Raw genomic sequence first — 25114 nt, forward strand, 5'->3', positions numbered from 1 at the left:
ATTATCCATCATCCTGACGAAAAAAGAGCGCGATGAGAAGAGGGGGGGCGAACGGAGCAGTTTGCCGTTCGCCTTAAACGCAACTATCGCTAAATTTTTAACGTTTCGATAACGGCCTGACGCGCGCCGTGCTGAACAATACGCTGATAGGCCTGGCTGACCGCGTCAGCGAACGGTTGGGACTGGGCTAAATCCTGGCCGAACACTTCATTAAGCGTCAGCAGGGCGGCCACGCGATTTTCATCGCTGCTGGCTTCAACGATGGCGCTGATCTTTTCGCTGAGCGGATCGCGAACGTCGATCGCACGACCGCTGTCATCCACGCCGCTGACGTAGCGTATCCACCCCGCAACGCCCAGCGCCAGCAGCGGCCACGCGCTGTCACGCTGAAGATGCACCCGAATGCCGTCCAGCATGCGCTGCGGCAGCTTCTGGCTGCCGTCCATAGCGATCTGCCAGGTGCGGTGCTGTAGCGCCGGATTGGCAAAGCGTTCGATCAGGCTGTCGGCGTAGGCCGTCAGATCCACATCGGTGATGCGCAGCGTCGGCGCCTGTTCGTCCAGCATCAGGCGGCGCGCCGCATCGCGAAAATCGTCGTCCTGCATGCATTCATTAATATGCGCATAGCCCGCCAGATAGCCCAGGTAGGCCAGGAACGAGTGGGAGCCGTTGAGCATCCGCAGCTTCATCTGTTCCCAGGGCAAAACGTCCTGCACCATCTGCACGCCAGCCGCTTCCCACGCCGGGCGACCGGCGACGAAATTATCTTCGATAACCCACTGAATAAACGGCTCGCAGCTGATGGCGCACGGATCTTCCACTCCCAGCTCGCGGGTGATTTCCGCCAGAGACTCTTCGGTGGCGGCGGGCACAATTCTATCAACCATGGTGCCGGGGAAGCTCACGTGCGCGCTTATCCAGTCGGCAAGCGCGGCGGAGCGCTTGTGCGCCATGCCCAGCACCGCGTTTTTCACCACATGCCCGTTGTCGGGGATGTTATCGCAGGACAGCACGGTAAAGGCGGGCAGGCCGCGCTCGCGGCGGCGGTTCAGGGCTTCGACCAGAATGCCCGGCGCCGAATGGGGCTCGGACGGGTTCTCCAGATCGTGAATAATGCGCGCGTTGTGCAGATCCAGCTTTCCGGTTGCCGGATCGATGCAATAGCCTTTTTCGGTGATGGTCAGGGAAACAATCGCCACCTGCGGCTCACAAAACTTCTCAATAATGGCTGCCAGTGAATCCAGCTTTGCATTCAGGCATTCGCGTACCGCGCCGACAATAATCGGCTGATTGCCGTCCGCCCCTTTTTCCAGAACGGTAAACAGGTGGTCCTGCGCGCGCAGCTGGCTCATCAGCACATCGCCGCTGAAGAGGCTGATTTCGCAAATCCCCCAGTCGCCGCCTTTCGCATTCAGCACGCGGTCGGTTAATAACGCCTGATGCGCGCGGTGAAATGCGCCGAACCCGAAATGCACAATGCGCGAACGCAGCTGCTGGCGGTCGTAGCGCGGTTGCTGAACCTGGGCGGGGAGCGAAGTGGAGGCTATAGTCTTCATTAAGTACACACCTGATTAACCATTAATTAACAATGGCAGTGTAAAGTTATATGACAACAAATTAAATTGGTGAGCCGTAAATATCCCCGTTCTGTGAGTTTGATCAATCAATGTGGCGTGAGATATTGACCCTCCATATTAAACATGTATGGTAGTCGTCATTGCACTAACACATATTGGTATAACAACTTAAGAGGGTGGGCTATGGAACAAACCTGGCGTTGGTACGGGCCGAACGATCCGGTTTCTCTTGATGATGTGCGTCAGGCTGGCGCGACGGGCGTTGTGACGGCGCTGCACCATATTCCTAACGGTCAGGTCTGGCCGGTGGAAGAGATCAAAGCGCGTCAGGCGCTGCTTGCGGAGAAAGGCTTAACCTGGTCTGTGGTGGAAAGTATCCCGGTTCACGAAGATATCAAAACCCGTTCCGGTGACTGTGAAACCTGGATTGCTAACTATCAGCAAAGCATTCGTAACCTGGCGGCCTGCGGTATCGACACCGTGTGCTATAACTTCATGCCGATTCTGGACTGGACGCGTACCGACCTGGAATATCAGCTGCCGGACGGTTCAAAAGCGCTGCGCTTTGACCAGATCGCGTTCGCGGCGTTCGAGCTGCACATCCTTAAGCGCGAAGGCGCTGACGCGGACTACACCGCAGAAGAGCAGCAGCAAGCGCTGGCCTGGTTTAACGCGGCAAGCGAAGCCGACATTGAAAAACTGACCCGCAATATCATCGCCGGCCTGCCGGGCGCAGAAGAGGGCTACACGCTGGATCAGTTCCGCGCGCGCCTCGCTGAATACGGCGATATCGATAAAAACCAGCTTCGCGAAAACATGGCCCACTTCCTGCGCGCGATTGTGCCGGTTGCGGAAGAGGCGGGCGTGCGCCTGGCGGTTCACCCGGACGATCCTCCGCGTCCGATCCTCGGCCTGCCGCGTATCGTATCAACCATCGAAGATATGCAGTGGCTTAAAGAAACCGTTAACAGCATCTATAACGGCTTCACCATGTGTACCGGCTCTTACGGCGTGCGCGCTGATAACGATCTGGTGCGGATGATTGAAACCTTCGGCGACCGTATTCACTTTACGCACCTGCGCGCAACGTGCCGCGAGGACAACCCGAAAACCTTCCACGAAGCGGCTCACCTGAACGGCGACGTGAACATGGTGGCGGTGGTGGATGCGATCCTCAGCGAAGAGAAGCGCCGTAAAGCGGCGGGCGATTTGCGTCCGATTCCGTTCCGTCCGGATCACGGGCACCAGATGCTGGACGACCTGCGTAAGAAAACCAACCCGGGTTATTCCGCCATTGGCCGCCTGAAAGGGATGGCAGAAGTGCGCGGCGTTGAGCTGGCGCTGAAAATGACGAAGTATCCGGAACTTCTGTAACCGGAATTGCCGGGCGGCTTCGTCTTACCCGGCCTACAAAAACACAAAAACCGGCCCTGAGGCCGGTTTTTTTCGTTAGCCCGGTAAGCGTAGCGCCCCGGGCAAATGCCGTAATCAGTCAGCACGGCCCATATAGCGTTTTTCTTCGATATGGATACGAATTTTCTCGCCTGCTGACAGGTACTCTGGCACCTGTACTACCAGGCCAGTGGTCAGGGTCGCAGGTTTGTTACGCGCACTTGCTGACGCGCCTTTAATGCCCGGTGCCGTTTCCACGATTTCCAGATCGACGGTCTGCGGCAGCTCCAGCGCCAGCAGCACGCCGTCCCAGGTCAGAACCTGCATGTCTGGCATCCCACCTTCAGGAATGAACTGCAGCTCTTCTTCAATCTGATCTTTGGTGAAGATGTACGGGGTGTAGTCTTCTTTATCCATGAACACGTATTCGTTGCCGTCGATGTAGGAGAAATCAACGTAGCGACGGGTCAGGGTCACGGTATCCACGATATCGTCGCCCTTGAAGCGTTCTTCAACTTTGAGGCCGGTACGAACATCGGCGAAACGCATTTTGTACAGCGTTGCTGCACCACGGGCGCTCGGGGCCTGAATATCGATATCTTTCACAATCAGCAGCTTGCCGTTGTAATTCAGTACCATACCTTTCTTAATTTCGTTCGCTCTTGGCATTGCAGTAATCCTGTCTACGGAAGGTCAAAAATATCGCGCCAAATTACTCGCGCGCGGGCTTTCAGGCAAGCGGAATTCGCGGCTTTTGCTATCAATACATAAAAGGTGTTACTGTGCGCCACACGCCCGGCTGCACGGGCATTCATCGCCAAAAGAGAACACGTATGGATTGCCGCCCGGACTGTGGCGCATGTTGCACCGCACCGTCCATTTCCAGCCCCATTCCCGGGATGCCTGACGGCAAGCCTGCCAATACGCGCTGCGTTCAGCTTTCTGAAACCAACCTGTGCATGATTTTTGGCTCACCGCTGCGCCCGAAAGTGTGCGCCGGGCTGCAGCCCTCGGCTGAAATGTGCGGCAGCACGCGGGCGCAGGCGATGATCTATCTTCTTGAGCTAGAGTCGCTCACCGCGCCTTAAACGTCTTTGATGCGGGCCAGACAGGAAAGGGTCAGGACGCACATCGCCAGTGCAATCCAGAACACCGTGTGGTAGTTCCAGATTTCGGCGACAATTCCGGCCATCGAACCCGCAATAATCCAGCCCACGCGGGTGGTATTAGTATAAAGGGTGGTGGCAGAGCCCGCCTGGCCCGGCATCAGATCCTGGAAATAGAGCATCCCGATCCCGGCCAGAATGCCGATATAAATGGCGTTCAGCAGCTGTAGCGCCAGCAGCAGCGCAGGGGTATGAACCGTCAGCATTCCAACGTAAAACAGCAGTCCGGCCACCGCCGCGATGCGCATCAGAAAACGTTTCCCGAAGCGCTTCGCGTAGTAACCTGCAATCAGCATGGTCGGGATCTCAAGCCCGGCCGCGGTGCCCATCATGATCCCCGCCAGTTTTTCCGGCAGGTGCAGCTCATCAATGATAAACAGCGGCATATTAATGATGTACAGGCTGTTGGTGCCCCACATCAGCGTGCAGACGGTGAATAACAGCAGCGCATCCCGACGGTTACGGCGCGGGGCCTCCAGCGTACCGGTCGCCACTTTGGGCTCTTTGCGCATCGACGGCAGGAAAAACCACACCATCGCGCCGCACACCACGAAGGCAATCGCCGCGCTCAGGTACATCACCGTGAAGCCAAACCCCATCGCCAGCGCGTAGGCCAGCGGCGGGCCAATCACCCAGGCAAGAGAGACCTGCGCACGCAGAATAGAGCTGAACATGACCGCTTCGCGCCCGGTATGGTCGGCGTGCTCGCGGGCGAGGGCAAACATTTGCGGGTTAGCGGTAGAGCCAAAGCTGCTCAGAAACACGCCAACAAACAGCAAAACGAAGTAGTTACGGTTCCAGGCAAACAGCAGGCAGGCAAAGACGCCGAGCAGGCAGCAGAAAACGATCAGGCTTTTGCGATCGCCTTTTCTGTCGGAGCGTCCGGCCAGAAACTGGCTCACCAGGATGCCGATGATGGCGCTTCCGGTAAAGAAGAAGCCGACCATCGCCGGGCGGGCATGGACTTCGTTAGTCAGGAACAGACTCAGCGTTGGCGTTTGTAACGCACCGGCAATCCCGGTGAGGAAGGCAACAATCAAAAACGCCGTTGACGTCAAATCAAATGGCTTTGGTGAGGCGGCAGCGGGGGTGTTGTGCATGTTTCTATATCAGTGATTGCTTGAGTGTCGCGGAGTGTACGCCGCTTGTCAGAAAATAAACAGATAGCGGGATCAAATTCGCCACAAAAAATCAAAATGGCATTTCAAAACAAAAACGCAAGCTGAACCTTGCTGAAAGTTATCTGCTGACGTCGTTGCAGATTCAGCAAATGTTGTTCAACGGTTGTGGAAATGTGCTGCACTTCTAAATTCTGAACAGCAGTTTGTAACTTTTCTTGCAAGCTTCAGCAGAAAGCGCAAGACTTCTTGAAACGTTTCAGCGCTATCTTGTTTTAACTGACGGAGCAGGTTAGCGCATTTTTTCTCAGTTAAGCTGAAACGATTCAAGTTCAGCAGGAGAGGAGAACCATGTTCCAGTTATCTGTTCAGGATATCCACCCGGGCGAACGCGCCGGGAATAAAGAAGAGGCCATTCGCCAGGTTGCTGCCGCGCTCGTACAGGCCGGCAACGTGGCTGACGGCTATGTCAACGGGATGCTTGCCCGCGAGCAGCAAACCTCTACCTTCCTTGGCAACGGTATCGCCATTCCGCACGGCACCACCGACACCCGCGACCAGGTGCTGAAAACCGGCGTTCAGGTTTACCAGTTCCCTGAGGGCGTGGTCTGGGGTGAAGGCCAGGTGGCTTACGTGGCTATCGGTATTGCCGCCAGCAGCGACGAACACTTAGGCCTGCTGCGCCAGCTGACGCACGTGCTGAGCGATGACTCCGTGGCAGAACAGCTGAAATCCGCAACCACCGCAGAAGAGCTGCGCGCGCTGCTGATGGGCGAAAAACAGAGTGAAGCGCTGAAACTCGACAACGACACGCTGACGCTGGACGCGTCTGCGTCCGACCTAGTCACCCTGCAGGCGCTGAACGCTGGCCGCCTGAAAGAAGCCGGCGCGGTCGATGCGGCGTTTGTGGCGCACGTCATCAACGATAAACCGCTGAACCTCGGTCAGGGCATCTGGCTGAACGACAGCGCTGAAGGCAACCTGCGCAGCGCCGTGGCCGTGAGCCGTGCTGCGACCGCTTTCGACGTTGAAGGCGAACGCGCCGCGATGCTGGTGACCGTTGCCATGACCGACGACCAGCCGGTAGCCGTGCTGAAGCGCCTGAGCGACCTGCTGCTGAACAACAAAGCTGAAAAGCTGCTGACGGCCGATGCCGCAACCGTGCTGGCCCTGCTGACCAGCGACGATGCGCTTACTGACGATGTGCTGAACGCAGAATTCGTGGTGCGTAACGAACACGGCCTGCACGCCCGTCCGGGTACGATGCTGGTCAATACCATCAAGCAATTCCAGAGCGAAATCACCGTGACCAACCTCGATGGTTCAGGCAAACCGGCTAACGGCCGCAGCCTGATGAAGGTTGTCGCCCTGGGCGTGAAAAAAGGCCACCGTCTGCGTTTCACCGCGCAGGGTGCCGATGCTGAACAGGCGCTGAAAGCGATTGGCGATGCCATCGCCGCCGGTCTTGGGGAGGGCGCATAATGAGCAGACGTGTTGCGACTATTACGCTGAACCCGGCTTACGACCTGGTCGGTTTTTGCCCGGAAATTGAGCGCGGCGAAGTCAACCTCGTGCGTACCACCGGCCTGCATGCTGCCGGTAAAGGGATTAACGTCGCGAAAGTCCTCAAGGATCTCGGTATCGATGTCACCGTAGGCGGATTCCTCGGCAAAGATAATCAGGACGGTTTTCAGCAGCTGTTCAGCGAGCTGGGCATTGCTAACCGTTTCCAGGTGGTGCAGGGCCGTACCCGCATCAACGTTAAGCTGACTGAGAAAGATGGCGAAGTGACAGACCTGAACTTCTCCGGTTTCGAAGTGACCCCGGCTGACTGGGAGCGTTTTGTCGCTGACTCCCTCACCTGGCTGGGCCAGTTCGACATGGTTTGCGTGAGCGGCAGCCTGCCGTCCGGCGTCAGCCCGGAAGCCTTCACCGACTGGATGACGCGACTGCGCAGCCAGTGTCCGTGCATCATTTTCGACAGCAGCCGCGACGCGCTGGTTGCCGGCCTGAAGGCGTCTCCGTGGCTGGTTAAGCCAAATCGCCGCGAGCTGGAGATCTGGGCCGGCCGTAAGCTGCCAGAATTAAAAGATGTGATTGAAGCTGCCCATGCGCTGCGCGAGCAGGGTATTGCGCACGTGGTGATTTCTCTTGGCGCAGAAGGCGCGCTGTGGGTTAACGCCTCTGGCGAGTGGATTGCCAAGCCGCCGTCTGTTGACGTTGTCAGCACCGTTGGCGCAGGGGATTCCATGGTTGGCGGCCTGATTTACGGCCTGCTGATGCGTGAATCCAGCGAACACACGTTACGTCTTGCTACCGCCGTTGCAGCCCTGGCCGTGAGCCAAAGCAATGTCGGCATTACCGATCGTCCCCAGTTGGCCGCGATGATGGCGCGCGTTGACTTGAAACCTTTTAACTAACAGCAGGAGAGGCACAATGAAAACGCTGCTGATCATTGATTCCGGTCTTGGACAGGCCCGCGCCTATATGGCGAAGACCTTACTGGGAGCGGCTGCAAGCAAAGCACATCTGGACTTTATCGATAATCCGGGCGATGCCGAAATGGCGATCGTGCTGGGCGATAAAATTCCTGCGGATAGCGCCCTGAACGGCAAAAAAGTGTGGCTGGGCGATATCAATCGCGCGGTGGCACATCCTGAGCTGTTCCTGAGCGAAGCCAAAGGCCATGCGTCTGTCTACAGCGCCCCTGCGGCGGCGGCTCCGGCTGCGGCAGCTGGCCCGAAACGCGTGGTGGCGGTTACGGCTTGCCCGACCGGCGTAGCCCATACCTTTATGGCGGCTGAAGCCATTGAAACCGAAGCGAAAAAACGCGGCTGGTGGGTAAAAGTTGAAACCCGCGGTTCCGTGGGCGCTGGCAATGCCATCACCCCGGAAGAAGTGGCTGAAGCGGATCTGGTTATCGTGGCGGCGGATATCGAAGTGGATCTGGCGAAATTCGCCGGTAAGCCGATGTACCGCACCTCAACCGGCCTCGCGCTGAAGAAAACGGCGCAGGAGTTTGATAAAGCGCTGGCGGAAGCCAAGCCGTATCAGGCAACGGGCAAAGCCCAGACGGCGACCGAAGGTAAGAAAGAGTCTGCGGGCGCGTATCGTCACCTGCTGACCGGCGTGTCTTACATGCTGCCGATGGTGGTGGCGGGCGGTCTGTGTATCGCGCTCTCCTTCGCGTTCGGTATCGAAGCTTTCAAAGAGCAGGGCACGCTGGCAGCGGCGCTGATGCAGATTGGCGGCGGTTCAGCCTTCGCGCTGATGGTGCCGGTTCTGGCTGGTTTTATCGCTTTCTCCATCGCTGACCGTCCGGGTCTGACCCCGGGTCTTATCGGCGGTATGCTGGCGGTGAGCACCGGCTCTGGCTTTATCGGCGGTATCATTGCGGGCTTCCTGGCGGGCTACGTTGCGAAGCTGATTAGCTCGAAGCTGAAGCTGCCGCAGAGCATGGAAGCGCTGAAGCCTATCCTTATCATCCCGCTGATTTCCAGCCTGGTGGTCGGTCTGGCCATGATTTACCTGATTGGTAAACCGGTTGCGGGCATTCTGGAAGGTCTGACCCACTGGCTGCAAACCATGGGCACGGCGAACGCGGTGCTGCTGGGCGCAATCCTGGGTGGCATGATGTGTACCGACATGGGTGGCCCGGTGAACAAAGCGGCATACGCCTTTGGCGTGGGTCTGCTGAGTACCCAAACCTATGCGCCAATGGCCGCTATCATGGCTGCGGGCATGGTGCCGCCTCTGGCACTGGGTCTGGCGACCATCATTGCGCGCCGTAAGTTCGATAAAGCGCAGCAGGAAGGCGGTAAAGCCGCGCTGGTGCTGGGTCTGTGCTTCATCACCGAAGGTGCGATTCCGTTCGCGGCGCGCGATCCAATGCGCGTCCTGCCATGCTGCATCGTTGGCGGCGCGGTAACCGGCGCTATCTCTATGGCGATTGGCGCGAAGCTGATGGCACCTCACGGCGGCCTGTTCGTTCTGCTGATCCCTGGCGCGATCACGCCGGTTCTGGGATATCTGCTGGCGATTATCGCCGGTACGCTGGTGGCGGGCCTGTCCTATGCCGTACTGAAACGTCCGGAAGTGGACGCCGCGGCTGCGGCGGCAAAAGTCGCCTAAGTTCACCCCACTCATTAAGGGCAGAGATTTCTCTGCCCTTTTTTATGCCTGCGTTTTGTGCACTGTCTCGCAACTTTATTTCCCCGCCTGAACTGTATCTCTAAAAAATTGTGACTCTGTTCATATCTATTCGCTTTCGCGCTTGCGGACGGATTTACTTTATTAAAAACACGCATATTATGAGCACATGTTCATAAGTGAACACGTGCTCTAAAAGTTGTTAGGTGTTGTCGTAAATATTCTTAACGAACTCATTGTTATGGCGCTTTATTGCCAGAGGATGTGCTATGCGTGGAAAGGAATACATAGTAACGATTGGCTCGGCAAATATGGATGTTGCCGGATATTCTCATGCCTTATTAAATTATGCGGATTCAAACCCCGGAAAAATAAAATTTACGCCAGGCGGCGTAGGGCGGAATATTGCACATAATCTGGCGCTGCTTGGAAAAAACTCATGGCTGCTTACGGCGGTGGGCAGCGATTTTTACGGTCAGTCATTATTGGCACAAACCAGTCAACATGGCGTGCATGTTGATAAATGTTTGCTGGTGCCAGGGGAAAACACATCCTGTTATTTATCCTTGCTCGATAATACCGGCGAAATGCTGGTGGCGATTAACGATATGTCAATTTCAGAACATATTTCGGTCGCGTTTTTAGAACAACATCTGGCGTTTATTCGCGGCGCGGCGGCTATCGTGGCGGACTGTAATATCAGCGAAGACACGCTGGCCTGGCTACTGGAAAACGCGGGCGATGCGCCGGTGTTTGTTGACCCGGTGTCGGCCTGGAAGTGCGTCAAAATCCGCGAGCGGCTAAGCAAAATCCACACTCTGAAGCCGAACCGTCTTGAAGCCGAAACGCTGAGCGGCATTACCCTCTCTGGCCGGGAAGATGTGGCGAACGTTGCCGCCTGGTTCCACGAACACGGGCTGACGCGTCTGGTGCTGAGTATGGGCGGCGACGGGGTTTATTACAGCCACGCAAACGGTGAAAGCGGCTGGTCGTTACCGGTTAAAACCCAGGTGGTGAACGTCACGGGCGCCGGGGACGCAATGATGGCAGGGCTGGTTTCCTGCTGGGTTGAAGGCCGCTCGTTTATTGATTCCGTTCGATTTGCACAGGGTTGTTCATCCATGGCGCTGGCCTGTGATTATACCAATAACCCTGATTTATCTGTTGAAAATGTTACATCCTTAGTGGAGAACACAGAATGTCTGAATTAATGCTGAACGCTGAATTATTACAAATTTCACCGGAAGTACAGGAAGCGCTTAAAGTAAATAAACCAATTGTTGCGCTCGAATCCACTATTATTTCTCACGGCATGCCTTTCCCGCAAAATGCGCAGACGGCAATTGAAGTTGAACAAACTATTCGTAATCACGGTGCGGTTCCGGCGACGATTGCTATTATTGGCGGCGTCATGAAAGTTGGCCTGAGCAAAGAAGAAATTGAATTGCTGGGTCGTGAAGGGCATAGCGTCACCAAAGTCAGCCGTCGTGATTTACCCTTTGTGGTCGCCGCGAAGAAAAATGGTGCCACTACGGTTGCATCTACCATGATTATTGCCGCCCTTGCCGGAATTAAGGTATTTGCCACCGGCGGTATCGGCGGCGTGCATCGCGGTGCTGAACATACCTTTGATATTTCCGCCGATCTCCAGGAGCTGGCGCACACCAATGTCACCGTCGTTTGTGCCGGTGCGAAATCTATTCTCGACCTCGGTTTAACCACGGAATATTTAGAAACCTTCGGCGTGCCGCTAATTGGTTATCAAACCAAAGCGCTGCCGGCCTTCTTCTGCCGTACCAGCCCGTTTGAGGTGAGCATTCGTCTGGACAGCGCCGAAGAAATTGCCCGCGCGATGGCGGTGAAGTGGCAAACCGGCCTGAACGGCGGCCTGGTGGTGGCGAACCCAATCCCGGAACAGTTCGCGATGGCGGAAGGGAAAATCAATGCGGCAATCGACCAGGCGGTGCAGGAAGCAGAAGAGCAGGGCATCGTTGGCAAAGAGAGCACGCCGTTCCTGCTGGCGCGCGTGGCGGATCTCACCGGCGGCGACAGCCTGAAGTCCAATATTCAGCTGGTGTTCAACAACGCCATTCTGGCCTGCGAGATCGCGAAAGAGTATCAACGCCTCGTCTGATAAAACCGTCGGGCAGAAAGCTGTCGCCCACGCCTGTCACACATACCAAAACCTGGCGGTTACGCCGGGTTTCCTGGCATGAAGGGAATTCATTATGGACATCATAAGAAGTGTTGTGGGGATGGTGGTATTACTGGCAATTGCGTTCCTGCTGTCAGTAAACAAAAAGCGCATCAGCCTGAGAACCGTAGGCGCAGCGCTGGTGTTACAAATCGCTATTGGCGGGATCATGCTTTACTTCCCGCCGGGTAAGTGGCTGGTAGAGCAGGCCGCGCTGGGGGTTCACAAGGTCATGTCCTACAGCGATGCGGGTAGCGCGTTTATCTTTGGTTCGCTGGTGGGGCCAAAAATGGACGTGCTGTTCGACGGCGCGGGGTTCATCTTCGCCTTCCGCGTGTTGCCTGCCATCATTTTTGTCACCGCGCTGATTAGCCTGCTTTACTACATCGGCGTAATGGGGCTGCTGATCCGCATTCTTGGCGGGATTTTCCAGAAAGCGCTTAACATCAGCAAGATTGAATCCTTTGTCGCGGTTACCACGATCTTCCTCGGGCAGAACGAGATCCCGGCGATTGTGAAACCCTTTATCGACCGCCTGAACCGCAACGAGCTGTTCACCGCTATCTGTAGCGGGATGGCCTCTATCGCCGGGTCGATGATGATCGGCTATGCGGGCATGGGCGTGCCGATTGATTACCTGCTGGCGGCGTCGCTGATGGCGATTCCTGGCGGTATCTTGTTCGCCAGAATGCTCAGTCCGGCAACGGAAGCGTCACAGGTCACGTTTGAAAACCTGTCGTTCACCGAAACGCCGCCAAAAAGCATCATTGAAGCGGCGGCAAGCGGGGCGATGACCGGCCTGAAAATCGCGGCGGGCGTGGCCACGGTGGTGATGGCGTTCGTTGCGATTATTGCGCTGATTAACGGCATTATCGGCGGCGTTAGCGGCTGGCTAGGGTTTGGTCACGCAACGCTTGAAGGCATCTTCGGCTACGCGCTGGCACCGCTGGCGTGGATCATGGGCGTTGACTGGAGCGATGCAACGCTTGCCGGAAGCCTGATTGGGCAAAAGCTGGCGATTAACGAATTTGTCGCGTACCTCAACTTCTCACCGTATCTGCAAACCGCAGGGGCGCTGGACGTCAAAACGATAGCGATTATCTCTTTCGCCCTGTGCGGCTTCGCTAACTTCGGCTCCATCGGGGTGGTGGTAGGGGCGTTTTCCGCGATAGCGCCGCAGCGCGCGCCGGAAATTGCCCAGCTTGGCATGCGCGCGCTGGCCGCCGCGACGCTCTCCAACCTGATGAGCGCCACGATAGCCGGTTTCTTTATTGGGTTGTAATGAACTGCAGCCCGGGCGCTATGCCTGGGCTGTCTGGATCAGATACTGCGCGTTATCCGCGGAGAGGGTCGGGTTGTTAATGCTGACGCTGGCGCGGGATAACGCGGCACAGGCCATCGCGAAGTTCGCGCTGTCGCGAAAATCGCTCCCTTCCAGGAAGCTGTAGATAAGCCCCGCCATAAAGCCGTCGTCGGCGCCAAAGCTGTCCACCACCGTGTGTGCTGGCGGGGAGAGCAGGAACTGCTCGCCGTTCTTTTGGCTGCAAAACACCGATTCATCTTTCAGGCACACGTAGATGTGCTCAATGCCCCGATCGTGCAGCCAGTTCACCGCCTTGATACGCTCGTCAGCGGAGGTAATCGGCTGACCCCAGAGGATCTCCAGCTCTTTTTGCGTCGGTTTCAGGGTGTGGATGCGCGAATACCAGGTCTTGATTTTTTCGGCTTTAAACTCAGAAACGGTATCCACAAACACCGGAATATCATCGGCAATGGTAAAGACCCACTCGATGGCTTCCGGCGTCAGGTTGCAGTCGGCCAGCACCACGCCGGCGTGACGGATCAGATCCCGCGAGCCGTTGAGCAGCTGCGGCGTCAGCTTTTGCAGAATATGGGTATCGTTAATGGCCAGGACGGTTTCTTCCTGCTGGTTGGCAATCGACAGATAGGTCGAGGTGTTGTGCCCGTGCAAGCGAATGCAGCTGGAGATATTCACCCCCGCCTGACGGGTTTGCTCCAGCAGGGTTTCACCGTAAAAATCGCTGCCGACGGCAGAGATCAGATGCACGTCGCGACCGAGCAGCGCCAGGTTGTGCGCGATGTTGCGCCCCACGCCGCCCGCGGAACACTGAATGCTGCCGGGATTAGACGCCGCCTGCGGGTAGTGGATATCCGCCACGCCGCGAATGTCCATGTTGATGGCGCCGACCACCACGCAGTATTCCTGCTCGGTCAGGATATAGCCTTTGCCTTTGATCACGCCTTTGCGCATTAAATCCATAATGTGCGCCGCCACGCGCGAGCGGCTGATCTGCAAAATATCGGCGATTTCGTTCTGCTGGATCAGAGGGTTACGCCGCAGGATTTTGAGGATCTGCTTCTCTCTGTCGTTCATTATTACGCAACCGCCTTTTCAGTCTGCTGTGCTTTCAGCCAGGCAATCTCTTCGGCCCAGATATCCGGGTTGATGGTTTCAAGCACCATCGGGATCCCGTCAAAGCGCGGGTCCTGCATGATAAAGCGGAAGGCATCGTGGCCGATGTTGCCTTCACCCAGGCTGTGGTGGCGGTCAACGCGGCTGCCAAAGGCGCTTTTCGCGTCGTTTAAGTGCATTCCGCGCAGGTATTTGAAGCCCACGATGCGTTCGAAATCGTCAAAGGTTTCTTTGCAGGCCTCAGGGGTGCGCAGATCGTACCCGGCGGCGAAGGCGTGGCAGGTATCAATGCAGACGCCAACGCGGGATTTGTCTTCCACGCCGTCGATAATGGCCGCCAGATGTTCAAACTTAAATCCGAGGTTGCTGCCCTGGCCTGCGGTGTTTTCGATCACCGCCGTCACGCCCTTGGTCTTGTCCAGCGTGATGTTGATGGACTCGGCAATGCGCGCCAGGCAGGCGTCTTCGTCGATTTGCATCAGGTGGCTGCCCGGATGGAAGTTCAGCAGCGTCAGCCCCAGCAGTTCGCAGCGCTGCACTTCGTCGAGGAAGGCTTCGCGGGATTTTTCCAGCGCCTCTTCAACGGGATGGCCGAGGTTTATCAGATAGCTGTCGTGGGGGAGAATTTGCCCAGGCCCGAAGTGGTACTTTTCGCAGGCGGCTTTGAAATCATCAATCACTTCCGCGGTGAGCGGGGCCGCGCGCCACTGACGCTGGTTTTTGGTGAACAGGGCGAAAGCGGTCGCCTCGATTTCGGCGGCGCGAATGGCGGCATTCGCGAGGCCACCGGCAGCGCTAACGTGCGCTCCAACATATTTCATAAAAAAACTCCTGTTAACCCGAAACGCTTATGATAGCGGGTTAACAGGAGAAGGACGAGATGGTTTATGCCAGCAGGCTATGAACGGCCAGGTTAATGGCGCCCCCGCCCACAATCAGCCAGATGAATAACACCAGCGCCATCAGCAGCGGTTTTGCACCGGCTTTTTTCAGCGCGCTAACGTGGGTGGTGATCCCCAGCGCCGCCATCGCCATCGCCAGCAGCACCGTGTCCAGGGTCACCAGCATATCCACGACCGCTTTCGGCAGCAGGTGGAAGGAGTTAAAAATCGCCACCACGATGAACAGAATGGCAAACCACGGGATGGTGATTTTGTTTTTCTGGCTGCTGCCCGCCGGGGCAAGCTGCTTAACGCGCGCTGCCAGGAAAATCAGGAACGGAGCCAGCATCATTACGCGCAGCATTTTGGCAATCACCGCGGCGTTTTCGGCGTCCGGGTTAATCGCATGCCCGGCCGCCACGACCTGCGCCACTTCGTGCATGGTTGAGCCGATATAAATGCCGTAGGTTTCCGGGGTAAACCAGTGGGCGACCAGCGGATACATCGCCGGATAAAGGAAGATGGCCAGCGTACCGAAGATAACGACCGTTGCGACCGCCACGGTGACCTTGCTGGATTCTGCTTTAACTACGGGCTCCGTTGCCAGCACCGCGGCGGCACCGCAGATGCTGCTGCCCGCACCGATCAGCCAGCTGGTTTGCCTGTCGAGGCCGAAGATCTTCTGCCCGATAAAGCAGGCGAGCAAAAAGGTGCTGCTTAGGGTCAGCACGTCAATGGCGATGCCGCTGACGCCGACGTCCGCAATCTGCGAAAAAGTCAGGCGAAAGCCGTAGAGGATAATCCCCAGGCGGAGCAGGTGCTGCTTGGCGAAAATCACGCCGCCGTCGCAGGCCTTCCAGATCTGCGGGTAAACGGTGTTACCCACCACCATGCCGAGCAAAATAGCCAGCGTAAGGGCGCTAAAACCGGCGCCCGCGACCGAGGGAATACTGCCGCCCCATAGCGCCACGCCCGTCACGACGGCGCTGAGCGCCAGACCGGGCACGAAGTGCCACACTGTACGATGATTGTGTAGGGTGATATCTGTCATAACCTTCTCCTTTCTCTGGCTAAAAGGTTACGGCCCTCTGGCTTAAAAATAAAATTGATTATATATTTATAATTAATCTGAATAAGTGGTAAGAAACCATGCACATTACATTGCGTCAGCTGGAAGTTTTTGCCGAAGTGCTGAAATGCGGATCGACAACCCAGGCCTCGCAGATGCTGGCGTTGTCCCAGTCTGCGGTCAGCGCCGCGTTAACGGATCTGGAAGGTCAGCTCGGCGTTCAGCTTTTCGACAGGGTAGGGAAGCGCCTGGTGGTGAACGAACATGGCCGCCTGCTTTACCCGCGCGCGCTGGCGCTGCTGGAACAGGCGACCGAGATAGAACAGCTGTTCCGTGAAGAGAATGGCGCGATCCGCGTGTACGCCAGCAGCACCATCGGGAACTACATCCTGCCGGAAGTGATCGCCCGCTATCGCCGCGATTTCCCGACCCTGCCGCTGGAGATGAGCGTGGGGAACAGCCAGGACGTGATTAACGCGGTGATTGATTTTCGCGTCGACATCGGGCTTATCGAAGGGCCGTGCCATAACGTCGATGTGGTTGCCGAGCCCTGGCTTGAGGACGAGCTGGTGGTGTTTGCGTCTCCGGCTTCTTCTTTATTACAGGGGGAGGTGACGCTGGAGCGGCTGGCGAAGGCGCAGTGGATTTTGCGTGAGCAGGGTTCCGGCACGCGCGAGATTGTCGATTACCTGCTGCTGTCGCACCTGCCGCAGTTTCAGCTGGGGATGGAGCTCGGCAATTCCGAGGCCATCAAGCACGCGGTGCGCCACGGATTAGGGATCAGCTGCCTCTCCCGAAGAGTGATTGCGGAGCAGCTCGAGTCCGGCACGCTGGTGGAAATACCGGTGCCGCTGCCGAAGCTGGTGCGTACCCTGTGGTGCATTCATCATCGCCAGAAACACCTTTCCAGCTCGCTGCAGCGCTTTCTGCGCTATTGCGAGATATGAGCAAAATCTGTTCCCCGGTGGCGCTTCGCTTACCGGGGCTACGCGATCTTTTCGCCCCGTCTTTTTATGCTTTACTTATAATCCAGGCCGCGTCATGAAGCTCTCTTATAACTGGGTATTTCTGCCGGAAGGAACGCGTATCGTCTGCTACAATCGCGCCTCATTTATTAAATGGACAGCATTTTCACATGGTTTCAGAAACTAAAACCACAGAAGCGCCCGCGCTACGTCGCGAACTCAAGGCGCGTCACCTGACGATGATCGCGATTGGCGGCTCAATCGGTACAGGTCTTTTCGTTGCCTCTGGCGCAACGATTTCGGCAGCAGGCCCGGGCGGGGCACTCTTCTCTTATATCCTGATTGGCCTGATGGTGTACTTCCTGATGACCAGTCTGGGCGAACTGGCGGCGTACATGCCAGTGTCCGGCTCTTTCTCTACCTACGGTCAAAAATACGTTGAAGAAGGCTTCGGCTTCGCGCTGGGCTGGAACTACTGGTACAACTGGGCGGTGACCATCGCCGTTGACCTCGTGGCCGCACAGCTGGTGATGAACTGGTGGTTCCCGGATACGCCGGGCTGGATCTGGAGCGCCCTGTTCCTGGCGGTGATTTTCCTGCTGAACTACATCTCCGTTCGCGGGTTCGGTGAAGCGGAATACTGGTTCTCCCTGATCAAAGTGGCGACCGTCATTATCTTTATCGTCGTCGGCCTGGCGATGATTGTCGGCATCTTCAAAGGCACAGAGCCTGCGGGCTGGAGCAACTGGACGATAGGCGATGCGCCGTTTGCCGGTGGGCTATCGGCGATGATTGGCGTGGCGATGATTGTCGGCTTCTCTTTCCAGGGCACCGAGCTGATTGGTATCGCGGCGGGTGAGTCTGAAGATCCGGAGAAAAACATTCCGCGCGCGGTGCGTCAGGTGTTCTGGCGAATCCTGCTGTTCTACGTGTTCGCTATCCTGATTATCAGCCTGATCATTCCTTACACCGATCCGAGCCTGCTGCGTAACGATGTGAAAGACATCAGCGTCAGCCCGTTCACGCTGGTCTTCCAGCACGCGGGTCTGCTCTCGGCGGCGGCGGTGATGAACGCCGTGATCCTGACGGCGGTGCTCTCTGCGGGTAACTCCGGCATGTACGCCTCCACCCGTATGCTCTACACCCTGGCGTGCGATGGCAAAGCGCCGCGCATTTTCGCTAAGCTGTCCCGCGGCGGCGTGCCGCGCAACGCGCTGTACGCTACGACGGTCATTGCGGGTCTGTGCTTCCTGACCTCCATGTTCGGCAACCAGACCGTGTACTTGTGGCTGCTCAACACCTCGGGTATGACGGGCTTTATCGCCTGGCTCGGGATTGCCATCAGCCACTATCGCTTCCGTCGCGGCTACGTAATGCAGGGGCACGATCTGAACAACCTGCCGTACCGTTCAGGCTTCTTCCCGCTGGGGCCGATTTTCGCCTTCATTCTGTGCCTGATCATTACCCTGGGACAGAACTATGAAGCTTTCCTTGCGGACACCATTGACTGGGGCGCTGTCACGGCCACCTACATTGGTATTCCGCTGTTCCTGGTCATCTGGTTTGGTTACAAACTGACGAAAGGAACCCGATTCGTTCGCTACAGCGAAATGGATTTCCCGGAACGATTCAAAAAATAAACGCACTTCCTCTCTTTTAGCCCGCTCGGTTGAGCGGGCTTTTTTATGTCCTGAGTATGCAAAACGGATATAAATTTTAACAATTAAATTGATAATGGTTATCGTTTGCTTTATCGTTACGCTCAAATAAAGACCCCCAGACCTGCCGGAGATGCAGGCGGGCAATAAAGCAATCTGAGCAATAATTTTTTGATTTAGTTGTATTTACCTCATGGAGATATGGAATGTTTAGGTTGAATCCCTTCGTCAGGGGAGGACTGTGCGCGTCCGCTATGTCCCTGGCACTGCCCGTCATCGCTGCGGAGTCTGGCGACACACTGGTTGTAACGGCATCCGCGACCGAGCAAAACCTGAAAGACGCCCCGGCCAGCATCAGCGTCATTACCCAGGAAGATTTGCAGCGTAAACCCGTCCAGAACCTGAAAGATGTGTTACAGGATGTACCAGGCGTGCAGCTCACGAGCGAAGGGGATAACCGCAAAGGGGTAAGTATTCGTGGCCTGGACAGCAGCTATACCCTGATCCTGATCGACGGCAAACGTGTGAACTCCCGCAACGCCGTCTTCCGCCATAACGATTTCGATCTGAACTGGGTGCCGGTAGATGCCATCGAGCGTATCGAAGTGGTGCGCGGGCCGATGTCATCGCTTTACGGCTCCGATGCGCTGGGCGGCGTGGTGAACATCATCACCAAAAAAATCGGCCAGAAATGGACCGGCACCCTCAGCGCCGACAGCACTATTCAGGAGCATCGCGATCGCGGTGATACCTACAACGGTCAGTTCTATACCAGCGGCCCGCTGGTGGATGGCGTGCTGGGGCTGAAGGCCTACGGCAACCTGTCGAAGCGTGAAAAAGACGATCAGCAAACGTCCTCCACCACTGCCACCGGGGAAACGCCGCGCATTGAAGGCTTCACCAGCCGCGACGCTAACGTGGAATTCGCCTGGACGCCGTCGGAAAATCATGACTTCACGGCAGGCTACGGGTTTGATCGTCAGGATCGCGATTCCGACTCCCTGAACCAAAACCGCCTTGAGCGCCAGAACTACTCCCTGAGCCACAACGGCCGCTGGGGCACGGGCAACAGCGAGCTGAAATTCTACGGCGAGAAGGTCGACAACAAGAACCCGGAAAACGCCGGCACAATCACCTCTGAAAGCAACGCGATTGACGGCAAATATGTCCTGCCGCTGGGCGTTATTAACCAGGTTCTGACCGTCGGCGGCGAATGGCGTCACGATAAGCTTGAGGATCCAGTTAACCTGACGGGCGGCAACAGCAGCAACACCTCCGCCAGCCAGTACGCGCTGTTTGTAGAAGACGAATGGCGGATCTTCGAGCCGCTGGCGCTGACCACCGGCGTGCGCATGGACGACCACGAAACCTATGGCGATCACTGGAGCCCGCGCGCGTATCTGGTCTACAACGCCACGGATACCGTGACGGTGAAAGGGGGCTGGGCGACCGCGTTCAAGGCGCCATCGCTGCTGCAGCTCAGCCCGGACTGGGCGACCAACTCCTGCCGCGGATCCTGCCGCATCGTGGGTAGCCCGGACCTGAAACCGGAAACCAGCGAAAGCTTCGAAGTGGGGCTGTACTACAGCGGTGAAGAGGGGATCCTCGAGGGCGTTCAGGCCAGCGTGACCACCTTCCAGAACAACGTTGATGACATGATTAACATCAACCGCACCGCCGACGCCAGCGCCGCGCCGGGCTACCCGAACTTTGTCGGCTGGTACACCAACAGCAGCGGCAAACGCGTGCCGGTGTTCCGCTATTACAACGTCAACAAAGCGCGCATCACCGGGGTTGAAACCGAGCTGAAAGTGCCGTTCAGCGACGAGTGGAAGCTGTCGCTGAACTACACGTATACCGACGGTCGCGACCTGAGCGATGGCGGAAACAAGCCGCTTGAAACCCTGCCGTTCCACACCGCCAACGGCACGCTGGACTGGAAGCCGCTTGATGACTGGTCATTCTATGTTTCAGGCAACTATACCGGTGAAAAGCGTGCCGTCAGCGCGACGGATAAAAACGTGGGCGGCTACGTTATCTGGAATGCGGGCGCGGCCTGGCAGGCCACGAAGAGCGTGAAGCTGCGCACCGGCGTGCTGAACCTCGGGGATAAAGACCTCAGCCGCGATGACTACAGCTATACGGAAGACGGCCGTCGTTACTTTGTTGCGGTGGATTACAGGTTCTGATGCGGCAACGTGCCGGGGGGGCGGCAGCGCCTTACCCGGCCTGCAAAAGGGGACACGCCCGGTGAGCGACGCGCCACCGGGCAAGAAAGGCCGCCGTTAGCCGAATAAATGCTCCGCATGGAAGCGGAGATGATCCTCAATAAAGGACGCCATAAAGTAATAGCTGTGATCGTACCCCGGCTGAATGCGCAGCGTCAGCGGCCAGTCCTTCTGGCGCGCCGCTTCGGCAAACACTGCGGGCTGGAGCTGTCCGGCGAGGAACTGATCCGCATCGCCCTGATCGATAAGCATCGGGATCGCGTCTTCCGTTTTACCCGCCAGCATCAGCGCGCAGCTGTCCCATTCCTGCCATTTTTCAGCGTCATTGCCCAGATAATGCGTAAAGGCTTTCTGTCCCCACGGCACCTGAGTCGGGTTCACGATCGGCGCAAATGCCGACACGCTTACGTATTTACCCGGATTTTTCAGCGCCATGACCAGCGCGCCGTGACCGCCCATCGAATGCCCGCTGATGGCGCAGCGATCGCCCACCGCGAACTCCGCCTGGATAAGCGCGGGCAGCTCATCGCGAATGTAGTCGTACATGCGGTAGTGGCGGGCCCAGGGTTGTTCGGTGGCGTTCAGATAGAAGCCCGCGCCTTTGCCGAGATCGTATCCGGCATCGTCGGCAACCTCATCGCCGCGCGGGCTGGTGTCCGGCATCACCAGGGCGATGCCCAGCTCGGCGGCAATACGCTGCGCGCCCGCTTTGGTGGTGAAGTTCTCGTCGTTGCAGGTCAGGCCCGACAGCCAAAAGAGCACGGGCGGCTTTGCGTTTTTCGCGGTGGGAGGCAGAAAAATACTGAACGTCATGGCGCAGTTGAGAACGGTGGAGTCGTGCCGCCAGCGCTGCTGTCGACCTTCAAAACAACGGTGCTCTTCGAGCAGTTCCATGCAAGGCTCCTTATACGAAGTGATATTCATTAAGGCCATAATACAGAGTTTTCATTTACCTGTGAGTAACTTTCACTTTCGCTCGGCGGTCAGATGCTGCATCATAAATTAACTTATTTTTAACAATTGGAGCGGTCATGGCGCTGCGTATTGCGCTCAGCGGATTTGTGGTTCTGGTGGTGGCGATGGGGATAGGGCGCTTCGCCTTTACGCCTCAGGTGCCGCTGATGATTGCCGCCGGACAGCTTACGCTGACGAGCGCCGGCCTGGTGGCGGCGATGAACTATCTCGGCTACCTGGTGGGCGCCTGGGACGCCATGCGGGCGCACCGCTTTGTGGAAGGGCGCCTGTGGCTCGGAATTGCTGGCGCAGTGGCGCTGACGCTGCTCTCTGCCGCTGCGGATAACGCCGTGGTTCACGGCCTGATGCGCTTTGTCATCGGCTGCATGAGCGGCTGGTCGATGGTGCTCATCGCCGCCTGGACCAACGAACGGCTGGGGCAGCTGGGAAAACCGGGCCTCAGCGCGGCGGTGTTTGCCGGGCCGGGCGCGGGTATCGCCCTGAGCGGGCTGCTCGCGGTGTATATCCAGTCGCGTTCGCTTTCCGCCGGGGCGGCGTGGCAAATCTACGGCGTGCTGGCGCTGGTCTTAATTACCCTGGTGGCGCGCTATCTTCCTCGCGGCGGGCAGCTTCATCGGCCTGACACCGCGCCCGAGCCGCTGGTGCTGACGCCCGATCTGCGCCGTCTGGTCTGGAGCTACAGCCTGGCGGGCTTCGGCTACATCCTTCCGGCAACGTTTCTGTCGCAAATGGCGGTGGCGCGTTTTCCCGGCAGCCTGTTTGCCCAGTTCGTCTGGCCGATTTTCGGCGCGGCGTCGGTGGTTGGTATTGGGCTGAGTATTCTGCTGCGCCACATTTCAACGTCTAACCGCAGGCTGGCGATGGTTCTCTGGCTGCAGGGCGTGGGCGTGCTCGCCGCCTGGCTGGTGCCGGGAATTGCGGGCCTGCTGCTGGGAGGATTGCTGGTGGGCGGGGGCTTCCTCTGCGCCGTGCAGCTCTCGCTGCTGTACGGCCGCGAGCTGGCCCCTAACCACACGCGGTATATGGCAGGACTGCTGACCACGGGCTATGCCATTGGGCAGCTGGTCGGCCCGATGACCTCGGCATTATCCACCTGGCTTATGCATCAGCTTGAACCCGCGCTAGGCCTTGCGGGGATTGCGCTGTTTATCGGGGGCGCGCTGGTCTGGAACCGCCATCCTGAAAGACAGCATCAATTGCAATAATTATCGTCGTGAATACTGGATTATGTGCGCCGCCTCACGCACAATGAGCGCACACTTTTGCCACAACGAGGGCGAAAGACAGCCACACCTGCAGGAGAACAAAATGCCATCACTCAGTAAAGAAGCTGCCCTTGTCCATGAAGCCCTGGTTGCGCGCGGCCTCGAAACGCCACTGCGTCCACCGGTTCATGAGATGGACAATGAAACACGTAAACGTCTGATTTCAGGGCACATGACCGAGATCATGCAACTGCTGAATCTCGATCTGAGCGATGACAGCCTGATGGAAACGCCGCACCGCATCGCCAAGATGTACGTCGACGAGATCTTCTCAGGCCTGGATTACGCCAACTTCCCGAAAATCACCGTCATCGAAAACAAGATGAAGGTGGATGAGATGGTGACGGTTCGCGATATCACCCTGACCAGCACCTGCGAGCATCACTTTGTGACCATCGACGGTAAAGCCACCGTGGCCTACATTCCAAAAGATACGGTGATTGGCCTGTCCAAAATCAACCGCATCGTGCAGTTCTTTGCCCAGCGTCCGCAGGTGCAGGAGCGCCTGACGCAGCAGATCCTGACCGCGCTGCAAACGCTGCTTGGCACCAACAACGTGGCGGTCTCTATCGATGCCGTTCACTACTGCGTGAAGGCGCGCGGCGTGCGCGATGCCACCAGCGCAACCACCACCACCTCGCTGGGTGGCCTGTTTAAATCCAGCCAGAACACTCGCCAGGAGTTCCTGCGCGCGGTACGTCACCACAACTAATCAGGCAGGGCAGGGACCATGGAGCGAAACGTCACGCTCGATTTTGTTCGCGGCGTCGCCATTCTCGGTATCCTGCTGCTCAATATCAGCGCCTTTGGCTTGCCGAAGGCCGCCTATCTTAATCCCGCGTGGTATGGCGACATTACCCGCAGCGACGCCTGGACATGGGCGATCCTTGATCTCTTCGCCCAGGTTAAATTCCTGACCCTCTTTGCGCTGCTGTTTGGCGCAGGTTTACAGCTGCTTCTTAAGCGCGGCACGCGCTGGATCCAGTCGCGCCTGACGCTGCTCGTGATCCTCGGCTTTATCCACGGCCTGCTGTTCTGGGACGGCGATATTCTGCTGGCCTACGGGCTGGTGGGGCTGATCTGCTGGCGGCTGATCCGCGACGCGCACAGCGTCAAGAGCCTCTTTAATACCGGCGCGATGCTCTATCTGATGGGCATTGGCGTGCTGATCCTGCTGGGTGCGATCTCGGGAGACGCCACTAACCGGTCGTGGATCCCGGACGCCGCCAACCTTCAGTACGAGCAGTTCTGGAAGCTCAAGGGCGGTACGGAGGCGATAAGCAATCGCGCCGATATGCTGGGGGATAACCTGCTGGCGCTGGGGGCGCAGTACGGCTGGCAGCTGGCGGGCATGATGCTGATGGGCGCATCGCTGATGCGCACCGGCTGGCTGAAGGGGGAATTTAGCCTGCGCCACTACCGCCGCGTGGGGGCAGGGCTGGTGCTGACTGGCGTGGTGATTAATCTCCCGGCAATTATCGCCCAGTGGCATCTCAACTGGGACTACCGCTGGTGCGCGTTCCTGCTTCAGGTGCCGCGCGAACTGGGCGCGCCGTTCCAGACCATTGGCTATGCGGCGCTGATTTACGGCTTCTGGCCGCAGCTGTGTCGCGTCTGGCTCGTTAACGCCGTTGCCTGCGTCGGGCGGATGGCATTAAGCAATTACCTGCTGCAAACCCTGATATGCACCACGCTTTTCTACCGGTTTGGTCTGTTTATGAAATTCGACCGGCTGGCGCTGCTGGCGTTTGTTGTTCCGGTGTGGGCGGTAAACGTGGCGTTTTCCGTTATCTGGCTGCGCTATTTCCGCCAGGGACCGCTGGAATGGCTCTGGCGACAATTAACCGCACATGCTTCGGGTGTATCATTGAATAATACATCCAGATAACGATCTGGATCACAATCATTAACAAAACGGATGTAAGCGTTTTCATCTGTGTGACCTTCTTCACGTAGTCCCCTTTCTCTCGCTGCCAGAATAGCCACCTTGCTTAACACAGGGGGTGTCTGTGAGTTGCTGCAATCCTTTGAAGGATGGTGAAT

At 57.5% G+C, this 25114-nt stretch carries 21 protein-coding genes; 14 read left to right on the plus strand and 7 right to left on the minus strand.

All coding sequences use genetic code 11. From position 1 onward, the window contains the following. Positions 1 to 89 precede the first annotated feature (89 nt). Positions 90 to 1556, minus strand: a complete 1467-nt coding sequence (locus AB6V08_RS06015; RefSeq protein WP_368541823.1) for a mannitol dehydrogenase family protein — start codon at positions 1554 to 1556, stop codon at positions 90 to 92. A gap of 204 nt (positions 1557 to 1760) precedes the next feature. Between AB6V08_RS06015 and uxuA the strand changes: the two genes are divergently transcribed. After that, complete coding sequence (gene uxuA, locus AB6V08_RS06020) at positions 1761 to 2951, plus strand: mannonate dehydratase (RefSeq protein ID WP_368541824.1); 1191 nt, start codon at positions 1761 to 1763, stop codon at positions 2949 to 2951. Positions 2952 to 3065: 114 nt separating this feature from the next. On the opposite strand, the gene yeiP is transcribed toward uxuA, so the two are convergent. After that, positions 3066 to 3638 (minus strand): elongation factor P-like protein YeiP, encoded by a 573-nt coding sequence (gene yeiP / locus AB6V08_RS06025; protein ID WP_023615955.1) that lies wholly within the window; start codon positions 3636 to 3638, stop codon positions 3066 to 3068. A 164-nt stretch (positions 3639 to 3802) separates the two neighbouring features. Here yeiP and AB6V08_RS06030 point away from each other — a divergent pair, with 164 nt between their 5' ends. Continuing rightward, positions 3803 to 4057: a YkgJ family cysteine cluster protein gene (locus AB6V08_RS06030; protein ID WP_368541825.1), complete on the plus strand. Its 255-nt coding sequence runs from the start codon at positions 3803 to 3805 to the stop codon at positions 4055 to 4057. Here AB6V08_RS06030 and setB read toward each other — a convergent pair. Then, the gene (gene setB / locus AB6V08_RS06035; protein ID WP_368541826.1) at positions 4054 to 5235 is read right to left on the minus strand and encodes a sugar efflux transporter SetB; all 1182 of its coding nucleotides are present in this window, start codon (positions 5233 to 5235) and stop codon (positions 4054 to 4056) included. The two genes, AB6V08_RS06030 and setB, sit on opposite strands and share 4 nt — an antisense overlap. Positions 5236 to 5604: 369 nt before the next feature. On the opposite strand from setB, the gene fruB reads away from it, so the two are divergent. From fruB to AB6V08_RS06065, 6 genes are all read left to right on the plus strand, one after another. Beyond that, positions 5605 to 6735 carry a fused PTS fructose transporter subunit IIA/HPr protein gene (gene fruB / locus AB6V08_RS06040; RefSeq protein WP_368541827.1) on the plus strand — a complete coding sequence of 377 codons (1131 nt, stop codon included), beginning with the start codon at positions 5605 to 5607 and terminating at the stop codon, positions 6733 to 6735. Next, complete coding sequence (gene fruK, locus AB6V08_RS06045) at positions 6735 to 7673, plus strand: 1-phosphofructokinase (RefSeq protein ID WP_368541828.1); 939 nt, start codon at positions 6735 to 6737, stop codon at positions 7671 to 7673. The genes fruB and fruK overlap by 1 nt, the downstream gene beginning before the upstream one ends. Before the next feature lie 16 nt (positions 7674 to 7689). Beyond that, positions 7690 to 9384, plus strand: coding sequence for a PTS fructose transporter subunit IIBC (fruA, locus tag AB6V08_RS06050; RefSeq protein ID WP_368541829.1), 1695 nt, complete (start codon positions 7690 to 7692; stop codon positions 9382 to 9384). A gap of 287 nt (positions 9385 to 9671) precedes the next feature. After that, entirely contained in the window at positions 9672 to 10613 is a 942-nt protein-coding gene (locus tag AB6V08_RS06055) for a pseudouridine kinase (protein WP_368541861.1), read from the plus strand. Next, positions 10601 to 11536: a pseudouridine-5'-phosphate glycosidase gene (locus AB6V08_RS06060; RefSeq protein ID WP_368541830.1), complete on the plus strand. Its 936-nt coding sequence runs from the start codon at positions 10601 to 10603 to the stop codon at positions 11534 to 11536. The genes AB6V08_RS06055 and AB6V08_RS06060 overlap by 13 nt, the downstream gene beginning before the upstream one ends. A 94-nt stretch (positions 11537 to 11630) precedes the next feature. Further along, a complete protein-coding gene (locus tag AB6V08_RS06065; protein ID WP_368541831.1) occupies positions 11631 to 12878 on the plus strand; it encodes a NupC/NupG family nucleoside CNT transporter in 1248 nt (415 codons plus the stop codon). A gap of 18 nt (positions 12879 to 12896) precedes the next feature. Here the strand turns inward: AB6V08_RS06065 and AB6V08_RS06070 are convergent, their stop codons facing one another. From AB6V08_RS06070 to AB6V08_RS06080, 3 genes are all read right to left on the minus strand, one after another. Further along, positions 12897 to 13991 carry a sugar kinase gene (locus AB6V08_RS06070; RefSeq protein ID WP_368541832.1) on the minus strand — a complete coding sequence of 365 codons (1095 nt, stop codon included), beginning with the start codon at positions 13989 to 13991 and terminating at the stop codon, positions 12897 to 12899. Positions 13992 to 13993: 2 nt separating this feature from the next. Further along, the gene (gene nfo, locus AB6V08_RS06075) at positions 13994 to 14851 is read right to left on the minus strand and encodes a deoxyribonuclease IV (RefSeq protein WP_368541833.1); all 858 of its coding nucleotides are present in this window, start codon (positions 14849 to 14851) and stop codon (positions 13994 to 13996) included. Positions 14852 to 14915: 64 nt separating this feature from the next. Beyond that, the gene (locus tag AB6V08_RS06080) at positions 14916 to 15962 is read right to left on the minus strand and encodes a YeiH family protein (RefSeq protein ID WP_368541834.1); all 1047 of its coding nucleotides are present in this window, start codon (positions 15960 to 15962) and stop codon (positions 14916 to 14918) included. A 98-nt stretch (positions 15963 to 16060) separates the two neighbouring features. Between AB6V08_RS06080 and yieE the strand changes: the two genes are divergently transcribed. The 3 genes from yieE (at position 16061) to cirA (ending at position 20792) form a co-directional block, all read left to right on the plus strand. Continuing rightward, positions 16061 to 16927 carry a DNA-binding transcriptional regulator YeiE gene (gene yieE / locus AB6V08_RS06085; protein WP_368541835.1) on the plus strand — a complete coding sequence of 289 codons (867 nt, stop codon included), beginning with the start codon at positions 16061 to 16063 and terminating at the stop codon, positions 16925 to 16927. A 188-nt stretch (positions 16928 to 17115) separates the two neighbouring features. After that, complete coding sequence (locus AB6V08_RS06090) at positions 17116 to 18585, plus strand: amino acid permease (protein WP_368541836.1); 1470 nt, start codon at positions 17116 to 17118, stop codon at positions 18583 to 18585. A gap of 224 nt (positions 18586 to 18809) precedes the next feature. Further along, the gene (gene cirA, locus AB6V08_RS06095; RefSeq protein WP_368541837.1) at positions 18810 to 20792 is read left to right on the plus strand and encodes a catecholate siderophore receptor CirA; all 1983 of its coding nucleotides are present in this window, start codon (positions 18810 to 18812) and stop codon (positions 20790 to 20792) included. Between the two features lie 96 nt (positions 20793 to 20888). On the opposite strand, the gene fghA is transcribed toward cirA, so the two are convergent. Then, positions 20889 to 21725 carry an S-formylglutathione hydrolase gene (gene fghA, locus AB6V08_RS06100; RefSeq protein ID WP_368541838.1) on the minus strand — a complete coding sequence of 279 codons (837 nt, stop codon included), beginning with the start codon at positions 21723 to 21725 and terminating at the stop codon, positions 20889 to 20891. 137 nt (positions 21726 to 21862) lie between these two features. Between fghA and AB6V08_RS06105 the strand changes: the two genes are divergently transcribed. From AB6V08_RS06105 to yeiB, 3 genes are all read left to right on the plus strand, one after another. Further along, complete coding sequence (locus tag AB6V08_RS06105; protein WP_368541839.1) at positions 21863 to 23011, plus strand: YbfB/YjiJ family MFS transporter; 1149 nt, start codon at positions 21863 to 21865, stop codon at positions 23009 to 23011. A gap of 103 nt (positions 23012 to 23114) precedes the next feature. After that, the gene (gene folE / locus AB6V08_RS06110; RefSeq protein WP_368541840.1) at positions 23115 to 23783 is read left to right on the plus strand and encodes a GTP cyclohydrolase I FolE; all 669 of its coding nucleotides are present in this window, start codon (positions 23115 to 23117) and stop codon (positions 23781 to 23783) included. Positions 23784 to 23801: 18 nt separating this feature from the next. Next, on the plus strand, positions 23802 to 24959 hold the full coding sequence (yeiB, locus tag AB6V08_RS06115) for a DUF418 domain-containing protein YeiB (protein WP_368541841.1): 1158 nt from the start codon (positions 23802 to 23804) through the stop codon (positions 24957 to 24959). Positions 24960 to 25114: the final 155 nt, after the last annotated feature.

The organism is Enterobacter soli (genome assembly GCF_964208575.1).
GTDB lineage: Bacteria > Pseudomonadota > Gammaproteobacteria > Enterobacterales > Enterobacteriaceae > Enterobacter > Enterobacter soli_A.

What these genes read in the sequence shown, in the direction of transcription:
- AB6V08_RS06060 (WP_368541830.1), top strand. Translation starts at nt 10,601, where the DNA reads ATGTCTGAATTAATGCTGAACGCTGAATTATTACAAATTTCACCGGAA.
- AB6V08_RS06015 (WP_368541823.1), bottom strand. Translation starts at nt 1,556, where the DNA reads ATGAAGACTATAGCCTCCACTTCGCTCCCCGCCCAGGTTCAGCAACCG.
- uxuA (WP_368541824.1), top strand. Translation starts at nt 1,761, where the DNA reads ATGGAACAAACCTGGCGTTGGTACGGGCCGAACGATCCGGTTTCTCTT.
- AB6V08_RS06105 (WP_368541839.1), top strand. Translation starts at nt 21,863, where the DNA reads ATGGCGCTGCGTATTGCGCTCAGCGGATTTGTGGTTCTGGTGGTGGCG.
- fruK (WP_368541828.1), top strand. Translation starts at nt 6,735, where the DNA reads ATGAGCAGACGTGTTGCGACTATTACGCTGAACCCGGCTTACGACCTG.
- AB6V08_RS06070 (WP_368541832.1), bottom strand. Translation starts at nt 13,991, where the DNA reads ATGAACGACAGAGAGAAGCAGATCCTCAAAATCCTGCGGCGTAACCCT.
- setB (WP_368541826.1), bottom strand. Translation starts at nt 5,235, where the DNA reads ATGCACAACACCCCCGCTGCCGCCTCACCAAAGCCATTTGATTTGACG.
- fghA (WP_368541838.1), bottom strand. Translation starts at nt 21,725, where the DNA reads ATGGAACTGCTCGAAGAGCACCGTTGTTTTGAAGGTCGACAGCAGCGC.
- AB6V08_RS06090 (WP_368541836.1), top strand. Translation starts at nt 17,116, where the DNA reads ATGGTTTCAGAAACTAAAACCACAGAAGCGCCCGCGCTACGTCGCGAA.
- cirA (WP_368541837.1), top strand. Translation starts at nt 18,810, where the DNA reads ATGTTTAGGTTGAATCCCTTCGTCAGGGGAGGACTGTGCGCGTCCGCT.
- folE (WP_368541840.1), top strand. Translation starts at nt 23,115, where the DNA reads ATGCCATCACTCAGTAAAGAAGCTGCCCTTGTCCATGAAGCCCTGGTT.
- yieE (WP_368541835.1), top strand. Translation starts at nt 16,061, where the DNA reads ATGCACATTACATTGCGTCAGCTGGAAGTTTTTGCCGAAGTGCTGAAA.
- AB6V08_RS06080 (WP_368541834.1), bottom strand. Translation starts at nt 15,962, where the DNA reads ATGACAGATATCACCCTACACAATCATCGTACAGTGTGGCACTTCGTG.
- yeiB (WP_368541841.1), top strand. Translation starts at nt 23,802, where the DNA reads ATGGAGCGAAACGTCACGCTCGATTTTGTTCGCGGCGTCGCCATTCTC.
- AB6V08_RS06065 (WP_368541831.1), top strand. Translation starts at nt 11,631, where the DNA reads ATGGACATCATAAGAAGTGTTGTGGGGATGGTGGTATTACTGGCAATT.
- fruA (WP_368541829.1), top strand. Translation starts at nt 7,690, where the DNA reads ATGAAAACGCTGCTGATCATTGATTCCGGTCTTGGACAGGCCCGCGCC.
- fruB (WP_368541827.1), top strand. Translation starts at nt 5,605, where the DNA reads ATGTTCCAGTTATCTGTTCAGGATATCCACCCGGGCGAACGCGCCGGG.
- AB6V08_RS06030 (WP_368541825.1), top strand. Translation starts at nt 3,803, where the DNA reads ATGGATTGCCGCCCGGACTGTGGCGCATGTTGCACCGCACCGTCCATT.
- yeiP (WP_023615955.1), bottom strand. Translation starts at nt 3,638, where the DNA reads ATGCCAAGAGCGAACGAAATTAAGAAAGGTATGGTACTGAATTACAAC.
- nfo (WP_368541833.1), bottom strand. Translation starts at nt 14,851, where the DNA reads ATGAAATATGTTGGAGCGCACGTTAGCGCTGCCGGTGGCCTCGCGAAT.
- AB6V08_RS06055 (WP_368541861.1), top strand. Translation starts at nt 9,672, where the DNA reads ATGCGTGGAAAGGAATACATAGTAACGATTGGCTCGGCAAATATGGAT.